Source organism: Pseudomonas sp. LBUM1659 (assembly GCF_059716045.1).
On record NZ_CP166797.1, the window covers coordinates 6,354,487 to 6,372,842 of the forward strand.

The following is an 18,356-nucleotide window of genomic DNA, read 5'->3' on the forward strand; positions in this document are numbered from 1 at the left end:
CAGATAAACAGCCCCCGTTGCGACCATCTGTCATACGGCGCAAAGCCCCGGTTTTATTGACTTAAAGGTCAAACAAATACAACACAATTCCCCTTCAGCGGTCTCAAGTGCCCGTCGTGCCCTGGGCTGCACCGCCTTCAAGCTTGCGCCACAGTAATCGCACGTTGGCCTTGCGCACCAGCGCGCAGCGATACAGGCGAATTTCCAGCGGCACATGCCATTGCGGGCCACCACAGACCACCAGTTCTCCGCGAGCCAGCTCGGCGCGAACGCTCAGTTGTGGCACCCAGGCAATGCCCAAGCCTTCCAGCGCCATGCTTTTCAGGCTGTCGGCCATGGCTGTTTCGTAAATGGTGGTGAAGCGCAGTGCACGCTGGCGCAGCAGCATGTTCACCGAACGTCCGAGAAACGCGCCGGCGCTGTAGGCGAGCAAAGGCACGCTGGCTTCGCCCTCCAGATCAAACAGCGGCTTACCCTCGGCATCAGCGGCGCACACCGGCAGCATCTCAGTGTGGCCAAGGTGCAGAGACGGAAAGATTTCCGGGTCCATCTGCAACGCTGCATCGGGATCGTAAAACGCCAACATCAAATCGCAACCGCCCTCGCGCAAGGCATGCACCGCGTCACCGACGTTAGTTGCCACCAAACGCGTCGCGATATTCAGGCCTTCGTTGCGCAACTGCGCGATCCAGCGGGGAAAGAAACCCAGCGCCAATGAGTGAGCGGCAGCGACTTGCATCACTTCGCCCTGCCCGCCTTCCAGGTGATGAAGATGGCGCAGCACTTCACCCAGCTGTTCGACCACGGTCCGCGCCGTCACCAGAAACAATTGCCCCGCCGCCGTCAGCTCGACGGGCGTGCGCGAGCGATTGACCAGTTGCAGCCCCAGCGCGGCTTCAAGGCTGCGGATACGTCGGCTGAAGGCCGGCTGCGTCACGAAGCGTCGTTCCGCAGCCTGGGAGAAGCTGCGGGTGGCGGCCAGGGCGCTGAAGTCCTCAAGCCATTTACTTTCCAGATTCATCACGCCCTCCCGGACACGCACCCATTTAGGTCACACGCTCGCCGCACACACGGCGTCACACCGACATTATGCCGAATGTGCATAGGCCAGTGTTTAACAGCATTGGCCGAAATTTTTCCACAAGCCTAGCATTTGCAGTGTTCCGGCACAGACCGGGTCCATATCGAGATGATTTCTATCATGTCCTCCGCTGCATCTTTCCGCACAGAAAAAGACCTGCTTGGCGTACTCGAAGTACCTGCGCAAGCGTATTACGGCATCCAGACCCTGCGAGCGGTGAACAACTTCCGCCTCTCGGGCGTTCCGATTTCGCATTACCCGAAGCTGGTGGTCGGTTTGGCGATGGTCAAACAGGCCGCCGCTGACGCCAACCGCGAACTGGGTCACCTGAGCGAAGCCAAGCACGCTGCCATCAGCGAAGCCTGTGCACGTTTGATCCGCGGCGATTTCCACGAAGAGTTCGTGGTGGACATGATTCAAGGCGGCGCTGGCACGTCAACCAACATGAATGCCAACGAAGTCATCGCCAACATCGCGCTGGAGGCCATGGGTCACCAGAAAGGCGAATACCAATACCTGCACCCGAACAACGACGTGAACATGGCGCAGTCGACCAACGACGCCTACCCGACCGCGATCCGCCTGGGTCTGCTTTTGGGTCACGACGCACTGCTGGCCAGCCTCGACAGCCTGATCCAGTCGTTCGCCGCCAAAGGTGAAGAATTCAGCCACGTTCTGAAGATGGGTCGTACCCAGCTGCAAGACGCTGTGCCGATGACCTTGGGCCAGGAATTCCGTGCATTCGCCACGACCCTGGGCGAAGACCTGGCGCGCCTGAAAACACTGGCACCTGAACTGTTGACCGAAGTGAACCTGGGCGGTACCGCGATCGGTACCGGCATCAACGCCGACCCGCGTTACCAGCACTTGGCCGTTCAGCGCCTGGCACTGATCAGCGGTCAACCGCTGGTTCCGGCCGCCGACCTGATCGAAGCCACGTCTGACATGGGCGCCTTCGTACTGTTCTCCGGCATGCTCAAGCGTACCGCGGTCAAACTGTCGAAGATCTGCAACGACCTGCGTCTGCTGTCCAGCGGCCCACGCACCGGCATCAATGAAATCAACCTGCCAGCGCGTCAGCCAGGCAGCTCGATCATGCCAGGCAAGGTCAACCCGGTTATTCCGGAAGCTGTTAACCAGGTGGCGTTCCAGATCATCGGTAACGATCTGGCCCTGACCATCGCGGCCGAAGGCGGCCAGCTGCAACTGAACGTGATGGAACCGCTGATCGCGTTCAAGATCTTCGACTCGATCCGTCTGCTGCAACGCGCCATGGACATGCTGCGCGAGCACTGCATCACCGGCATCACGGCCAACGAAGAGCGCTGCCGCGAACTGGTCGAGCACTCGATCGGCCTGGTCACCGCGCTGAACCCGTACATCGGCTATGAAAACGCCACCCGCATCGCCCGTATCGCCCTCGAAAGCGGCCGTGGCGTGCTGGAACTGGTGCGCGAAGAAGGCTTGCTCGACGACGCCATGCTCGCCGACATCCTGCGCCCGGAAAACATGATTGCTCCGCGTCTGGTTCCGCTTAAAGCCTGAACCGATGCGTTACTTGTAGCACCGCTCACCAGGTCGAGGGACTAGACACCTCTCACCTTTTGAGGGCTTGGGGATTTATGCCCCAGGCCCTTTTTTTTAATTATTTGCAGGCCCGACCGTATAGGTCGTGCCTGGCTCGACTTCTGTAGGAGCACGGCTTGCCGGCGATGGGGCCCTCAAGATCGCCATCGCTGGCAAGCCATGCTCCTACAAGAGAAAGGGACCTCGCTTCGATTCTTGCACCACAATCGTGCAGACGGACGGCACTCTCATCGGTATAGTGCCGCCCCTCTTCGCATGAGCGGTCGTCGGTAACGAGGCCCAAACCCATGCGAAACCCGAACTAATAACAAACCTGCGAAACGGGACCGGGACGAACGCGCGCCTCACCTGTTGTGCCACGCGCACAGCGGTGTAACGCGATGTTTCTGGCTGCCCAACATTTGCCTACACAAAAAACAGCGAGGAATAATCCATGCTCGAAGTCATTAACGACTTCCTCTCAGGGAAAGTACTGATCGTGCTCATTGTCGGGCTCGGTAGCTACTTCACGATCCGCTCGCGTTTCGTACAATTGCGTCACTTCTTCCACATGTTCTCGGTGTTCGGCGACAGCCTTAAAAGCAGCGCCGGGCAACTCAGTTCGTTCCAGGCCCTGATGCTCAGCCTTGCCGGGCGTGTCGGTGCGGGCAACATCGCGGGTGTCGGTATTGCCGTGACCCTTGGCGGGCCAGGTGCGGTGTTCTGGATGTGGGTGACCGCGCTGGTCGGCATGTCCAGCAGCTTCTTCGAATGCTCCCTCGGCCAGCTCTACAAGCGCTGCGATTCCGACGGCACCTACCGTGGCGGCCCGTCCTACTACATTCAGCATGGCCTGCAAAAACGCTGGCTGGGCATGATCATGGCGTTCCTGTTGCTGGTGACCTTCGGGTTTGCCTTCAACGGCCTGCAATCCCACGCCGTGACTCACTCGCTGAACAACGCCTTCGGCCTCGACACCACTTACACCGGCATCGCGCTGGCGGTATTGCTGGGGCTGGTGTTCATCGGCGGGATCAAGCGCATCGCCAAGGTTGCTGACCTGTTGGTGCCGGTGAAAACCCTGGTGTACATCGGCGTGACCATCTATGTGATCGTGCTGCAATTCGATCATGTGCCGGCGATGTTGATGACCATCGTCAAAAGCGCTTTCGGTCTCGACCAGGCGTTTGGCGGCCTGATCGGCAGCGCGATTGTCATGGGCGTGAAGCGTGGCGTGTTCGCCAACGAAGCGGGCCTGGGCAGTGCACCTAACGTGGCAGCAGTCGCGTCGGTCGAGCACCCGGTGGCACAGGGTGTGGTTCAAGCGTTCAGCGTGTTCCTCGACACTTTCGTGATCTGCACCTGCACCGCGTTGCTGATCCTGCTCTCGGGCTTCTACACCCCGGGCTTCGAAGGCGACGGCATTGCCCTGACCCAAAACTCGCTGGCCGCCGTGGTCGGTGACTGGGGCCGGATGTTCATTTCCGTGGCCCTGTCGTTGTTCGTGTTCACCTCGATTCTCTACAACTACTACCTGGGCGAGAGCAACCTGCGTTTCCTGATCGGTGAAAACCGCAAGGCGCTGATCGGCTACCGCGCCCTGGTGTTGGTCTTGATCTTTTGGGGTGCCATCGAGAACTTGAGCACCGTGTTTGCCTTCGCCGACATCACCATGACCATGCTGGCGTTTGTGAACCTGATCGCGCTGTTCCTGCTGTTCAAAGTCGGCATGCGCATCCTGCGTGACTACGATGACCAGCGTGCTGCCGGGATCAAGACGCCGGTGTTCGATTCGAGCAAGTTCCCGGATCTGGACCTGGACCTGAAAGCCTGGCCGGCCAACCCGCCAGCGGCTGCCGCCAGGGCTGAAGCCGAGCCACAAGGCGTACCCGCAGCGCAACGCTGATCGGTTAAAGTGCAGAATCCCATGTGGGAGCGACGGTGCGACGATTCGACCTGCTCGCTCCCACAGGAACTCATTGTTCTCGGAGAACCTCCATGAATTCCTCGACCTACCCTGCCGCCCAACACGTCATGGTGCTTTACACCGGTGGCACCATCGGTATGCAAGCCAGCGCTCACGGCCTGGCCCCGGCGTCCGGTTTCGAAGCGCGGATGCGTGAATACCTGCACAGCCAGCCTGAGTTGGTGGTGCCGCAGTGGCGTTTTCGCGAGATGTCGCCACTGATCGACAGCGCCAACATGTCCCCGGCGTACTGGCAGCAACTGCGCGAAGCCGTGGTCGATGCGGTTGATGTGCAGGGCTGCGACAGCGTGCTGATCCTGCACGGCACGGACACCCTGGCCTACAGCGCAGCGGCCATGAGCTTTCAGTTACTCGGCCTGCACGCCCGTGTGTGTTTCACCGGTTCCATGCTGCCGGCCGGCGTGACCGACAGCGATGCGTGGGAAAACCTCGGTGGCGCGTTGGTTGCCCTCGGCCATGGCCTGGCACCGGGCGTCCATTTGTACTTCCACGGCGAACTGCTGGACCCGACCCGTTGCGCCAAGGTACGCAGTTTTGGTCGTCATCCGTTCAAGCGACTGGAACGTCAGGGTGGCGGTGTGAAAGCCCCTTCGATTCCGACACAGCTGAACTACAACCAAAGCAGGCAACTGGCGAAGGTCGCGGTGCTGCCACTGTTCCCCGGCATCGGCGCCGACATTTTGGACGGCGTGCTCGACAGCGGCATTCAGGGTCTGGTGCTGGAGTGCTACGGCAGCGGCACCGGGCCGAGTGACGACCCTGAGTTTCTCGCCAGTCTGGAACGGGCGCGGGACAAAGGTGTTGTGGTAGTCGCCGTGACGCAGTGCCACGAAGGTGGTGTTGAACTGGACGTGTACGAGGCCGGTAGCCGTTTGCGTGGCGTTGGCGTGCTTTCAGGTGGAGGCATGACTCGTGAGGCCGCGTTCGGCAAGTTGCATGCGCTACTCGGTGCCGGGCTGGATAACGCAGAAGTGCGTCGTCTCGTAGAACTCGACCTCTGCGGCGAACTCATCTGACACACCACAACCCCCTGTAGGAGCCGAGCTTGCTCGCGATAGCGGTATTTCAGTCGAGATCAATGGTGACTGACATACCGCTATCGCGAGCAAGCTCGGCTCCTACAGGTTCTTCGCTCGGCATATAACTTGCTGCGTTCCAGCCATTCCACGGCTGGAAGCCATCCATGCTCCACTCCCACCTCACCACCCTCAACGCCGTCTCCCTGGTGCTCAACGCCTTCAAGGACCAAGGCCTGTCCAGCGAAGCCTTGCTCGCCGGAAGCGGCATCAGCGCGGCGGACCTGAACCGGGCGGACACACGCATCACCACCAATCAGGAGATGCAGGTCTGTGCCAACGCTGTGGCGCTCCAGCGCGATATCGGTCTCGAATTGGGCCGGCGGATGCACGTTTCGTCCTACGGAATGCTCGGTTATGCGCTGCTCACCAGTGCCACCTTCGGTGACGCTTTGCGTTTGGCAATACGCTATCCGGCGCTGTTGGGAACACTTTTCGAGCTGAGCCTGGAAGACAACGGCGAGCGTGTCTGGTTCGTGGCGGCGGATTACCGGGAAAGCCCGGCGATGGCGGTGTTCAATGCCGAATTCTGTCTGGTGTCGTTGAAGGTCATCTGTGACGACCTGCTCGGCCACCCGTTGCCGCTGCTGGCCGCTCGCTTCGAACACACCGCGCCGGACTATCAGGCAACCTATGCCGAACACTTCGATTGCACGCTGAACTTCGAAGCGCGGGACAATGCGTTCGCCTTCGACCGGCACTGGCTCGACCAACCCTTGCCGCTTGCCGATGTCATCACCCATCAGACCATGGCCGAACGCTGCCGCAAACAGAACACCGAGTTCACCGGTCGCCAGGCCTGGTTGGGGCGAATTCGGCAATTGCTCAGCGCGCAATTGAATGCAGCACCGGGGCTAGAAGGGTTGGCCGAGCAGATGAATTGTTCGGCGCGGACATTGCGCCGACACCTCAAGGATTCGGGGTGCAGCTATCAGGAATTGCTCGATGAGCTGAGATTTGAGCAGGCCAAGCAGATGCTCTGCGAGGATCAGTTGCCGATCTACCGGATCGCCGAGGCATTGGGTTTCAGCGAGACCGCGAGCTTCCGCCATGCGTTTGTGCGCTGGAGCGGTGTGGCGCCCAGTCAATTCCGGCCACACCGATAACCCCACAGATTCAGCATTCCCCACCCCAAAAGTGGAAATACCCGCACCATCAAGGGGCGAATTTCGGTCAAACCTTTTGGCCATATCAATCCCCTTTTGGCCTTTCCTGCCGTTCTCCCAAACGCCGCCTCCCGCAAGACTGTGTTCAACCGAATCAGCCTGCGGAGAACAAGAAAATGCTGACGATCTACTCGGACGATCACCACCTGCACCACGGCCGTTGCGAATTGATAGACGGGCAACTCAAGCCCTGCTTCGAAATGCCGTCGCGCGCAGACCATGTATTGCAACGCGTAAAGAACCAAAACCTCGGCCCGGTCGAAGCGCCGCAGAATTTCGGCCTCGACCCGATCGCGCGCATCCACAGCCGTGACTACCTCGACTTCTTCAAGGGAGCATGGGCACGCTGGACCGAATTCAACACCGACGGCGACTTGCTGCCCTATACCTGGCCGGCCCGAACCCTGCGCGCCATCAAACCCACCAGCCTGCACGGCCAGCTCGGCTATTACAGCTTCGACGGCGGCGCACCGATTACCGCCGGTACCTGGCAAGCAGCGTACAGCGCGGCGCAAGTGGCGCTGACCGCCCAAGCGGAAATCCAGCGCGGCGCGCGCAGTGCCTTCGCCCTGTGCCGTCCACCGGGACACCACGCCGCCAGCGATTTGATGGGCGGTTATTGCTACCTCAACAACGCCGCCATCGCCGCCCAGGCCTTCCTCGATCAGGGCCACAAAAAGGTCGCGATCCTCGACGTCGACTACCACCACGGCAACGGCACGCAGTCGATTTTCTACGAGCGCAGCGACGTGCTGTTCACCTCGATCCACGGCCACCCGGAAGCCGAATTCCCATTCTTCCTCGGCTATGAAGACGAGCTCGGCGAAGGCCCGGGTGAAGGCTTCAACTTCAACTACCCTTTGCCCGCCGGCAGCGGTTGGGACACATGGAGTGCAGCGCTGGATCAGGCCTGCGAGGAAATCGAAAACTACGGCGCCGACATTGTCGTCGTCTCCCTGGGTGTTGATACGTTCAAGGACGATCCCATCTCCCAATTCAAACTCGACAGCCCGGATTACCTGGCCATGGGCGAGCGTATCGCGCGCCTCGGCAAGCCGACGCTGTTCGTGATGGAAGGCGGCTACGCGGTCGAAGAAATCGGCATCAATGCCGTAAACGTTCTCGAAGGTTTTGAAAGCGCCCAATGAGGAATTAGAACAATGAATCATCTCAAGCGTTTTATCGCTCCCGTGCTCTTCCCCACGATGCTGTGCGCCACGATGCTCAGTGGCGCCGTTCACGCTGAAGAGCGAACGTTGCGCGTCTACAACTGGTTCGACTACATCACCCCCAAAGCGCTGGAAGACTTCAAGGCGCAGAACACTCAGACCAAACTGGTCTACGACATTTTCGACACTAACGAAGCGCTGGAGGCCAAGCTCCTGACCGGCAACTCCGGTTACGACGCGGTGGTGCCGTCCAACGTGTTCCTCGCCAAGCAGATCGAAGCCGGTGTGTTCCAGCCGCTGGACCGCAGCAAACTGCCGAACTGGAATCACCTCGATCCGAAATTGATGAAGCTGATCGAAGCCAACGACCCGGGCAACAAATTTGCCGTGCCCTACATGTACGGCACCATCCTGATCGGCTTCAACCCGGACAAGGTCAAAGCCGTGCTGGGGGAGAACGCGCCGGTGGACAGCTGGGACCTGATCTTCAAGGAAGAGAACATCAGCAAGCTCAAGCAGTGCGGCGTCGCCCTGCTCGACTCGCCGTCGGAGATCCTGCCGCTGGCCCTGCAACACCTCGGCCTGGACCCCAACAGCAAGAAGCCGGCGGACTACGACAAGGCTGAAGCGCTGCTGATGAAGATCCGCCCGTATATCACCTACTTCCATTCTTCGAAGTACATGGCCGACATCGCCAACGGTGACATCTGCGTCGCAGTCGGTTATTCCGGCAGTTTCTCCCAGGCCGCCAACCGCGCCAAGGAAGCCAAGAACGGTGTGATCGTCGACATGCGCTTGCCCAAAGAAGGCGCGCCGATCTGGTTCGACATGCTCGCCATTCCCAAAGGTGCGAAGAACCCGGAAGACGCCTACACCTTCATCAACTATTTGCTGCAACCCCAAGTGATCGCACCGGTCAGCGACTTCGTCGGCTACCCGAACCCGAACAAGGACGCCACCGAACTGGTCGACCCGGCGATCCGCAACAACCCCAACCTGTACCCGACCGAAACGGCGATGAGCACGCTGTACACGCTGCAACCCCTGCCGCGCGATGCCGAACGTGCGCGCACCCGAGCCTGGACCAAGATCAAGTCCGGGACCTGACAGCTTGCTGAAATTGAAGACCCGCCAATGAGCGCGGGTCTTTTTTTGCCCGCGATAACTATCTACCACCTTTGGCCTTCGACAGCCCTCTACCTTGACCCGATACCGCGCGGCCCAGTGGCCAGCGTCCTCATTCGGCACAAAGGAAATGGCTATGCCCGATACCTCCTCTACCCGCTCCGAAGATGTATTGACCCAACTGGTCACTGGCCCCTCGCTCAGGGAAGTGGCGACGAACGCACTGCGCACGGCCCTCGACGCCGCGTATCCAAGCCTTGATATCGATCCGGTCCAGGCCATGGTCGTGACGCCAACCTGGACCGTCAGCGGGAACCAGGTCACGCCCGGCCTGCGCCGATTCGAGTCGCTGACCGACGCATTGGTGCGGCTCACGCTGTCGGCGCAGACCGCGACCTACATTGACGGGGAACACTTCCTGACCCTGCAACCGGGGGTAGCTCCAGCGATCCAGTTGCCCGTCAAGATCGACGACATTGGCCGGTTGATCAACCAACTGGCCCCCCTGCTGTTTGTGTCCTACCAAGAGCAACAACTTGATTACTGGAACCAGCAGACAGAAGACGAAACACCACGCTGGCATCAACTCTCGGGCTCACTGCACAACCTCTGGAACATCGAGCAGGTTTCAGGCTGGGATGAGGATCAAAAGGCCATGGCACTGGGCTTGTTCAACAACCCGGATACAGCCACCCGACAGCGCAACGACCCCTACAAATCAAGGGCCTGCCTGATCGACATCGATGAGCCGGACAAGCATCTGTGGCTGCTGGACCTGGCGGTGCTGGTGGGTACGCTGGGCAAACGCACATTGGTGATCAGCCACTCGATTACAGAGGGTTTCAAGCATTACGACTCGCTGGAATCATTGGGTGAAACGTTGTCCGAACGCATTAAGTTCCCGTCGAGTTCGCGCACGTTGCAATGGCGTCTGTATGAACCCATCGGCAGTTTTTTCGACCATCAAGCCTGCGCGCTGATCGCCCTCGAAATTGCTGCCATCGGCGAGCTTCAAGATACGATTACGAAAGGAGGACTTACGCGTCGAGCAAGGACCGCTGCCGGAAACAGCAAGGACTTTGACGAAGAGCGCTTCAGCCGGATCGAGCGCTTGTTGCCTGACTGGCTGCTCAATGCTCAACCGGCGGACCTGACCCGCTACAGCCGACACTTGATGGACCTGGCCCTGCTTCGGGAACAACACGCGGGCAAAACGTTTCGGGATGACATTCCACCGCTCCCGGCATTTACGCTGCAAGCTCTGAAAGACCAAGTGTTAAAGGATCACCCACAGGCAACTGACGCGAGGCTCGAAACTATCGAACTCAGTATCACCAGTCCGGTGATCCTGGGTGCCATCGCCGTGCCGGGCAAGACCGAAATCGTCACGCTGTCGCTGACCGATCTGGCCCTCCAGAATCTGATCGCCGTGCCTTTGGGTAACAAGACCGTTCGCCGTACCGACGGCAGTCCCGTTGAATCCTGGATGACGCCTGCCTACCTGGAAAGACTGGTCACCGAGGTCAACATAGGTGAAACCTATCCCGCGCTGATCAAACGCAAGTTGCTCGGTGACACAAAGGAAACACAACGCCGGCAAGACCTGTTCGCCAGTCATCTGCGCATCCAGCTGCCACTTCAGGCGCTGCAGCACAAAATTCGTGGCGAGGCCGGCATCGACGATCAGGGATACCGATATGTGGTAGCGGCGATGCAAGAAAAGCCCGACGACCGTTTTGTGGACGGCCTGGAAATCATCATTCGTCCGCTGGCATTCATTCCCGGAGGCCGCACAGACAACAAGGCCGACGTGGTTGCCAACATGTTCGTTATCGGCCCCCGTCTCGCCGACAGAGGGCCCTGCCTGCTCTTTCGCCCGTTGCTGGATCCCCCGCTTTTACAATATCCCCGCGAAACCAACCTGCTATATGCGATCAAACATAACCAGACGCTTCGCCAGTCAGTGCTGGCCTGGTTACCGGATGACGTGCGCTTCAACTACTCACAATACGTATTCCCCGGCCAACTGCCTTCCATCTGGACACTCTCGCAATGGCTGGTCGATCCAACGTCGGCCCTCGGCATGATGGGTGCCGTCACGCTGGGGGCAACGCCACTGGCGCAACCTTCACTGTCGACCCTGTTCACCACCAATGCCAACGCGATGATTACCCTGGCGGATCGGCAGACGGTTTCCAATGCACAAAGTCGTTGGCAGACCCTCAAACAGGGGGCATGGGCACTGTTCAACATTGCGCTGCCCTTTCTGGGCAGTACGGCTGCCAGCGCGGCCTGGATCTGGCAAATAATGAGCGACCTGGATGAAGCGAATGAAGCCAGCGAAAAAGGTGACAGTGACGACGCATGGAAGGCATTGACCGACCTGTTCCTGTCACTGGGCATGGTCCTGGCCCATTACGCCGCGACGCGCCACACAGCAAGCCGCGCCGTTGAAAAGGAGCCTTTGACGCTGGAGCAACAGCCCACGCCGAGACCGACAATCACCGTGACCCGGCTACCCGACATGACCGATCAACTCTTGCCAGCCAATCACGAGACCAGCTTGTACCCCCATGGCGCGCTTGCCCGTACGAGTCTGGGGACACTGCTGGACGGACTGGCCATTGCCAAACCTGAAGGCCTGGCAAACCCTTCGACTCAAGCCGGACCTCATCGTTTTTTGAGCCCGCTCAACAAAAAATGGTATGCCCAGGTTGGCCAGCGCTGGTTCGAAGTCATCGTCAACGACAACGATTTTGTGCAAATCATCGATAGCCGTCAGTCCCCAGCAAAGACCGGCCCCCTGCTGACCCATACAGCGACGGGACAATGGGTCGTCGACACACGTTTGAGGTTGCGCGGCGGTGGCCGAAGCCGCAAAGAATTGGTGCGGGAAAATGCACGGCGCAAAGAGGAACTGCGAAAGCAACTGGAGACCTTCGATGCGAACAAAGCAGCGCTGAAGACCGCACTTGAAACCGCAGAGAAAGCGGCAGTCCCTTCCGCACCGGGCGTTGATGATTCCAATGGTCTCAGGCTGATCGAAACGCTGGATAAACAGGTGGCCGTTTATGGCGTCTACATTGAACAGCTCAAAGCATTCAACGCGCTTAAGTCCATCATCAACTACCGCGCTGTTCTGGTCAGTTGCCTGGCTCAACAACTATTGCTGACGAAGAAGTGGTTCAACCGGCAAAACGCTGTGTTTGGCACCTGCATGCTTCGTTCGTTGGCCCTGTTTGACGGAGAGCCGAACGAATCCACTCAAACACGACGCCAGATTCATCAACAGACCAGCGACCTGGCCCAGGGGTTTATCGACAAAATCGAGTTTGCCCAGGCGCGGATGGACGAGTTGAATCGACTGGGCAAAGAAGCCGCCGAAACCGCCAGGGAATACACGCAAGAACTGCCAAGCTTTGACCTGCACGACTTGAAGCTGTTTCAGATCAGCCTCGCTCAAGAGCTCTGCCTTAATGACACCGGCACGGTCGCCACCGAGGCTGGCCATCAGGCGCTGGTGACCCTCGTCGAAGATGTTGGTCTCACCATCCAGTCGTCGCTGGACCTCGCCAAGGATGAAAATCCCTTGGCGCTACCGGATCGAATCGAAGGTTTCAGCGATCTGGTGGAGCAGTTCGCAACCATTGACCGACGTATTATCGACCTGCCCGACGAGTACCCCGGGCAACTGCTGCAACCGTCACTGGACCTGATGCGTCAGCGTATCGAAGCGTTCAACGAGCGCGCCGTGAATCACCTGTCGGGGTTGCTGCATGAGCGCAAGACCCTCGAACCGGCTCCGGGACCATCGCGACCGGTAACGGCCCCTCATCGCCTCATCAAAACGCGTTTCAAAGGCGCGGTCGTCGGCAAGTCCCGAACGCGCGCGAACTCCACCGACACCGATCTGGTCGACGTAACCTCCCCACTCACGGGGAAGGTGATCGCGACATTCCATGAGAAAACACCCGGCGTCTGGGTCGAACATGTGCCTGTCAAAACGGCGGTACCCGTCGCCAGTCCTCCAACGCTGACGGTCAGCCTGCAAAACGGTGAAGCATTACTGACACAGCTGGAATCTTTCGTACGACGTACCGAGGCCCACTCAAAAGCCGATCGACGTATTCCGTTGGAAATCGAAGAGATGTTTCATCAGCAGGCCCACCGAATGGAAGCGGCGGCGGACGCTATCGAGAAAGCCCTGACCGATAACAATGTCACCGAAGGCGGTCCGGGATCGGCTGTCACCGTCAGCAAAAAACTGACCGACGGGGCGGTCGCGCTTTACAAAAAAGGCACCGAGGTTCGCATCAGCATGACCAAGCGACAGCTGCCCACTGCGAGTCGTGTTGAATGGCTGCACAGCAAGGGCCAGGTGACCATCCACAGGATAGGCAAACCACTACCGGAGCATCGGCGTTTGAAGGGACCGCGCACAGACTTTCTGGATGAGTATGAGATTCGCGATCACGAAACCCGCAAAGTACTTTGGTATGCACACTTTCATTACCCGGCATCCGACACACCCAGACCGGCCTTCACTGCCGCGCACTTGAAGACCGTCGAACAACGCGGCTCCGGGGGAGCCTACGAAAGGCACGCCAGCGTGAACGCACTTCAGTCCATTGCCATTTACCGCGCTGAAATAAACCATCGACTGGCCGGTGCGTTGTTCTTCCTATAGGTATATCAGCGCCAGACTTTTTCCAGACGCCCGAGAGCAGCACTGATCGCGGCCTCGGGTACCGCCGCAAAACCAAGGACCAGCCCGGAACGCTGGTCCACCGGTGTCTGCGAGTCCGGCAACCAATAGCTGCTAAGCGCGTTGATTTCGACATCAACGCTGGCGGCTTTTTCCACCAGTTCGCGCTCGCGGGTTTGGGAGTCGACGGACACCGTCAGGTGTAACCCTGCCGCGACACTCGGCAGACTGCCGATGCCGGAGATGTCCTTGGGCCAACCTGCCAGCAATGTGTTACGCCGACTCAGGGCCGCGCGCCGCATGCGACGGATATGCCGCTGAAAATGCCCGGCTGCCATGAACTCGGCCATCACCGCTTGGGTGCTCACTTCGGAATGCCGGACGTCCACTGCTCGGCGTTGAGAAAATGCCTGAACCAATGCCGGCGGTAATACCAGATACCCCAGACGCAGCGCCGGGAAGGCGACTTTGCCAAAAGTCCCGACGTACAAAACCCGCCCCTGCCGGTCGAGTGCCGCCAACGGCGCCAATGGCGCGCCGCTGTAGCGGTATTCGCCATCGTAGTCGTCCTCGACGATCCAGCCTTGAGTGCGTTCGGCCCAAGCCAGCAATTCCAGACGCCGCGCCAGACTCATCACCACCCCGGTGGGGTATTGATGCGAGGGCGTGACATACGCCAGCCGGCAATCACTCAACCCGGCCAATTCGCTGCAATCAATGCCTTCACTGTCCACCGCCACGCCGTGCAAACGCGCACCCGCCACGGCGAACGCATGGCCTGCCGCCCGATACCCCGGATTTTCAATCGCCACCCCGTCACCCGGCTCCACCAGCAGCTGTGCACAAAGGCTAATCCCCTGCTGCGCGCCACTGGTGATCACTATTTGTTCAGCCGTGCATTGCATGCCGCGAGAACTGCGCAAATAAGCGGCAATGAGTCCGCGCAAACGCGCATCGCCCGCCGGATCGCCGTAACACAGTTGCTGCAAATCCGGTTTACGCCAGAAAGCCGCATTCAGCTTGGCCCAAATCTCGAAAGGAAACAGATCAAACGCCGGAACCCCGACCCGAAACGCACGCGGAGGTCCACTCGGCGGCAGGGCCAAATGGTTCTTTTCAACGCGCCCCAAGGCGCCGCTGTGGATAACTTTACTGGATGAAATCACAGGCAAATCCAGCCAATTTGTGGATAAGGCTGTGGGTAACCCTGTTGACAACCCTGTGGATACTTTTGTGGATAATTTTTTTGCTGGTATCACGGTGTGGGGGAGTTGAGCGACGTAAGTCCCATCACCCACGCGCCCTTCGATAAAGCCTTCGGCATAGAGCTGATCGTAGGCTCGCACCACGCTGTTGCGAGAAATAGCCAGTGCTGCCGCCAGGTCGCGACTGGCCGGCAATCGCGTGCCGCTGACCAACCGCCCGTCCAGCACTCGCAGGCGCAATGCCTGATAAAGCTGACGACTCAGGCCCTGACGGCGATCGAGTTCGATACCGGCAGGGTTGAACGACAGGGAAAGCGGCGCATCGGTCATGGCAATGGACCTGTGAAATTGGTCATTAATGGCTCTTACAACAGACCAATAGCCTGCCTAGGATGGAGGCATTCGCCAAGGGATATTTCCATGTACAACCCCAGCAGCTTTGCCATCAAAGATTTGGATGAACTGCGCCAGCAGATCCTCGGCACCCGCCTCGCCATGGTGGTTACCCACGGCGAACAAGGCCTGCAAGCCAGTCATCTGCCGTTATTATTCAAACCTGACGAAGGTCCGAATGGCACCCTCTACGGTCACTTCGCCCGGGCCAATCCTCAGTGGAAGGAATTACAGAACGGCGCTGAAGCGCTGGTGATCTTTGCCGGTGCCGATGCCTACGTCAGCCCGGGGTTTTACCCGAGCAAAGCCGAACACGGCAAAGTCGTGCCGACCTGGAACTACGTCGCGGTACACGCTTACGGTACAGCCGACGTATTCACCGATGCCGAGCGCCTGCTCAACCTGGTCAGCGCGTTGACGGATCGTCACGAAGCCGGCCGCGCCCAGCCGTGGAAAGTCGCCGACGCTCCCGCTGACTACATCGACGCAATGCTCAAGGCGATTGTCGGGTTTGCCCTGCCGATCCAGCGCCTGGAAGGCAAACGCAAGCTCAGCCAGAACCGCAGCACCGCAGACATCGCCGGTGTGCGTGAAGGGCTCGCCGCCAGCCCCGATGTGCACGATCAGTCCCTCGCCCACTTGATGCGTTAAGGAATGAACATGAGTCAGATTGAAATCCGCCAAGTCAGCGCCGACGACCACGCCGCCTGGCTGCCGCTGTGGCAAGCCTACCTGCGCTTCTACAACACCGAGTTGCCTGACGCGGTCACCGACAGCACCTGGCAGCGCATGCTGGACTCGACTGAACCGACGCATTCGGCGTTGGCGTGGATCGATGGCAAAGCGGTCGGCATGGTGAACTTCATCTACCATCGCTCGAACTGGAGCATCGAAAACTCCTGCTATCTTCAAGACCTGCTGGTAACGCCAGAAACCCGCGGCACCGGCGTCGGCCGCAAGCTCATCGAATTCGTCTACGCCACCGCCAAAGCGGACGGTTGCGGCAAAGTCCACTGGCTGACCCACGAAAACAACGCCACCGCGATCCAGCTCTACGAGCGCATCGCCGAACGCCCCGGTTTCATCCAGTTTCGCAAAGCCCTTTAAGGTTCAAGGAGAACAATATGTCGACTTCACTCGCAGACTGGAAAGGCGCCCCGGCACCCACCGTTGAAACCATCGAAGGGCGTTTCATTCGCCTGGAAAAACTCGACCCGGCACGTCATGGTGAGGGATTGTTCAAGGCCTTGCAGGGCCCGGGTGCCGATCCGAAGCTCTGGGACTATCTGCCTTATGGGCCTTTCCCGGAACGCAGTGCATTCAATGACTGGCTGAACAACCATGCGGCCAACAGCGATCCGTATTTCTTCAGCGTGATCGACCGTGTCAGCGGTGAGGTGCAGGGCATTCTCAGCCTGATGTCGATCGTGCCGGCTCAGGGCCGAATCGAAATCGGCCACGTCACGTTTGGCGCCCCCATGCAGCGCTCGCCGAAAAGTACCGAGGCGATTTATCTGCTGGCCAAGGAGTCGTTTGCACTGGGTTATCGCCGCCTGGAGTGGAAGTGCAACAACGGCAACGCCCGCTCCAAATACGCGGCCGAGCGATTGGGCTTCAGTTTTGAAGGCGTGTTCCGTCAGCACATGGTGGTGAAGGGACAGAACCGGGATACCGCGTGGTATTCGATTCTGGACTCGGAATGGCCTGCGATTGGTGCGGGGTTTGAGCGGTGGTTGAGCGATGAGAACCAGACGGGTTCGGGGCAGGTGAAAACGTTGGTGGAGTGTCGCGGGTAAACGCCTACGGTTTTTATTCCTACCTGTGGCGAGGACTCCCTCGCCACAAATATTTTGCTTTTGGGTCAGTTCAAGTCGCGCCGGATCCGCACTACGCCCATCCTCAGACCAAACGGTCTGAAGACTGCATTCAGCGATTTCAGCGTTTGATTCCCTTCTCCATGTTCGATATGCACCAGCGTGCGCACCGAGATTTTGCACATTTTTGCGAATTGGCTCTGGTGCAAGCCTGTGACCTCGACTCGTAACCGACGAACTGCTTCGCTGATCTCAAGCGTGCCTTGAGCCAGCCCCTCTTGAATACTTTCAATCAACAAAGCCCGAGCATCAATGGAAATGGTCATTTCAGCCCCCAGCTTTTCAAGCGCTGCTCAAGATTTCTCAGCGCAATCGCTGGATGATTCATGGTGACTTCAGGAAGACCGCTAGCGGTAAGAATGTCTGGCAAAGCCAATAGGTGATCGGCGTCCTTTCGTAACCCCTCATACAGGGCTTCAGGATCTCCGATCATTGCCAAGGCATTACAGACTTCTCGCCATTTCACCTCGCCCGCTACCTCCAGGTGCTTCGGCCATTTAGTCGTGCGTGTGACCCCTTCATCGTCCATCACCGTCGGAGCCAAGTCGTAAATTGGAGCGAAGCGAAAGGAGTCGGTGTCGCGAATAATTGAGGTGTTTCGACCATGGTTATCGGAGTTGCCAAGAATTTTGTTGAGCAAGTCTCTTCGCAGATAATTGGACACCAGATCGGGGATCTGATCGACCTGCCCGGCCAGTGTCCAGAGTTGAACCAGATGCTGGATTACCTCCAGATGGTCCATGTAACTACCGGGCACCGTCACACCCGCCAGCGAGTAGATCGATTCAACCGCCAAACGCTCAACGCCCTGATCTGTCACTAGCCATCCGAATCGAGATAGCTTGGTTCTGGTGAGATAAGGAGTGACAGCCGCAATCACGGATTTTGGGGCAATCGCAGATGGGTTTCTGAATGTGCGACCGCTTCCGGTGACTCGATTTTTTGTAAGAAAAGGTCGTCGGTTCGAAGCGTTAAAAATCACTGCGCCCCAACAGTGGAAGATTTTCTG

Annotated in this window: 13 protein-coding genes and 1 pseudogene; 10 read left to right on the forward strand and 4 right to left on the reverse strand. The window is 58.9% G+C overall.

Features of this window, described 5'->3' with window-relative positions:
- Positions 1 to 103 precede the first annotated feature (103 nt).
- Positions 104 to 1,021: a LysR substrate-binding domain-containing protein gene (locus ACA048_RS29090; RefSeq protein WP_497627315.1), complete on the reverse strand. Its 918-nt coding sequence runs from the start codon at positions 1,019 to 1,021 to the stop codon at positions 104 to 106.
- 180 nt (positions 1,022 to 1,201) lie between these two features.
- Between ACA048_RS29090 and aspA the strand changes: the two genes are divergently transcribed.
- The 7 genes from aspA (at position 1,202) to ACA048_RS29125 (ending at position 13,857) form a co-directional block, all read left to right on the forward strand.
- The gene (gene aspA / locus ACA048_RS29095; RefSeq protein ID WP_027926288.1) at positions 1,202 to 2,626 is read left to right on the forward strand and encodes an aspartate ammonia-lyase; all 1,425 of its coding nucleotides are present in this window, start codon (positions 1,202 to 1,204) and stop codon (positions 2,624 to 2,626) included.
- A gap of 475 nt (positions 2,627 to 3,101) precedes the next feature.
- Positions 3,102 to 4,553 (forward strand): alanine/glycine:cation symporter family protein, encoded by a 1,452-nt coding sequence (locus tag ACA048_RS29100; protein ID WP_497627316.1) that lies wholly within the window; start codon positions 3,102 to 3,104, stop codon positions 4,551 to 4,553.
- 92 nt (positions 4,554 to 4,645) lie between these two features.
- Positions 4,646 to 5,650 (forward strand): asparaginase, encoded by a 1,005-nt coding sequence (locus ACA048_RS29105; protein ID WP_497627317.1) that lies wholly within the window; start codon positions 4,646 to 4,648, stop codon positions 5,648 to 5,650.
- A 167-nt stretch (positions 5,651 to 5,817) separates the two neighbouring features.
- On the forward strand, positions 5,818 to 6,816 hold the full coding sequence (locus ACA048_RS29110; protein WP_497627318.1) for an AraC family transcriptional regulator: 999 nt from the start codon (positions 5,818 to 5,820) through the stop codon (positions 6,814 to 6,816).
- 176 nt (positions 6,817 to 6,992) lie between these two features.
- Entirely contained in the window at positions 6,993 to 8,024 is a 1,032-nt protein-coding gene (locus tag ACA048_RS29115) for a histone deacetylase family protein (RefSeq protein ID WP_497627319.1), read from the forward strand.
- A gap of 12 nt (positions 8,025 to 8,036) precedes the next feature.
- Entirely contained in the window at positions 8,037 to 9,152 is a 1,116-nt protein-coding gene (locus ACA048_RS29120; protein ID WP_497627320.1) for a polyamine ABC transporter substrate-binding protein, read from the forward strand.
- A 154-nt stretch (positions 9,153 to 9,306) separates the two neighbouring features.
- Positions 9,307 to 13,857: a dermonecrotic toxin domain-containing protein gene (locus ACA048_RS29125; RefSeq protein ID WP_497627321.1), complete on the forward strand. Its 4,551-nt coding sequence runs from the start codon at positions 9,307 to 9,309 to the stop codon at positions 13,855 to 13,857.
- A gap of 5 nt (positions 13,858 to 13,862) precedes the next feature.
- Here ACA048_RS29125 and pdxR read toward each other — a convergent pair whose 3' ends face one another.
- On the reverse strand, positions 13,863 to 15,410 hold the full coding sequence (pdxR, locus tag ACA048_RS29130) for a MocR-like pyridoxine biosynthesis transcription factor PdxR (protein ID WP_497627322.1): 1,548 nt from the start codon (positions 15,408 to 15,410) through the stop codon (positions 13,863 to 13,865).
- Positions 15,411 to 15,500: 90 nt separating this feature from the next.
- Between pdxR and ACA048_RS29135 the strand changes: the two genes are divergently transcribed.
- The 3 genes from ACA048_RS29135 to ACA048_RS29145 are packed head-to-tail and all read left to right on the forward strand — an operon-like array spanning position 15,501 to position 17,269.
- Positions 15,501 to 16,124: an FMN-binding negative transcriptional regulator gene (locus ACA048_RS29135; RefSeq protein WP_497627323.1), complete on the forward strand. Its 624-nt coding sequence runs from the start codon at positions 15,501 to 15,503 to the stop codon at positions 16,122 to 16,124.
- A gap of 9 nt (positions 16,125 to 16,133) precedes the next feature.
- The gene (locus ACA048_RS29140; protein ID WP_497627324.1) at positions 16,134 to 16,580 is read left to right on the forward strand and encodes a GNAT family N-acetyltransferase; all 447 of its coding nucleotides are present in this window, start codon (positions 16,134 to 16,136) and stop codon (positions 16,578 to 16,580) included.
- A 17-nt stretch (positions 16,581 to 16,597) separates the two neighbouring features.
- Complete coding sequence (locus tag ACA048_RS29145; RefSeq protein WP_497627325.1) at positions 16,598 to 17,269, forward strand: GNAT family N-acetyltransferase; 672 nt, start codon at positions 16,598 to 16,600, stop codon at positions 17,267 to 17,269.
- A 65-nt stretch (positions 17,270 to 17,334) separates the two neighbouring features.
- Here ACA048_RS29145 and ACA048_RS29150 read toward each other — a convergent pair whose 3' ends face one another.
- Together ACA048_RS29150 and ACA048_RS29155 are read right to left on the reverse strand one after the other, a co-directional pair.
- A complete protein-coding gene (locus ACA048_RS29150) occupies positions 17,335 to 17,613 on the reverse strand; it encodes a helix-turn-helix domain-containing protein (protein ID WP_497627326.1) in 279 nt (92 codons plus the stop codon).
- A pseudogene (locus tag ACA048_RS29155) lies at positions 17,610 to 18,188 on the reverse strand (HipA domain-containing protein); the annotation flags it as partial. The pseudogene ACA048_RS29155 and the gene ACA048_RS29150, both read right to left, overlap by 4 nt.
- Positions 18,189 to 18,356 lie beyond the last annotated feature (168 nt).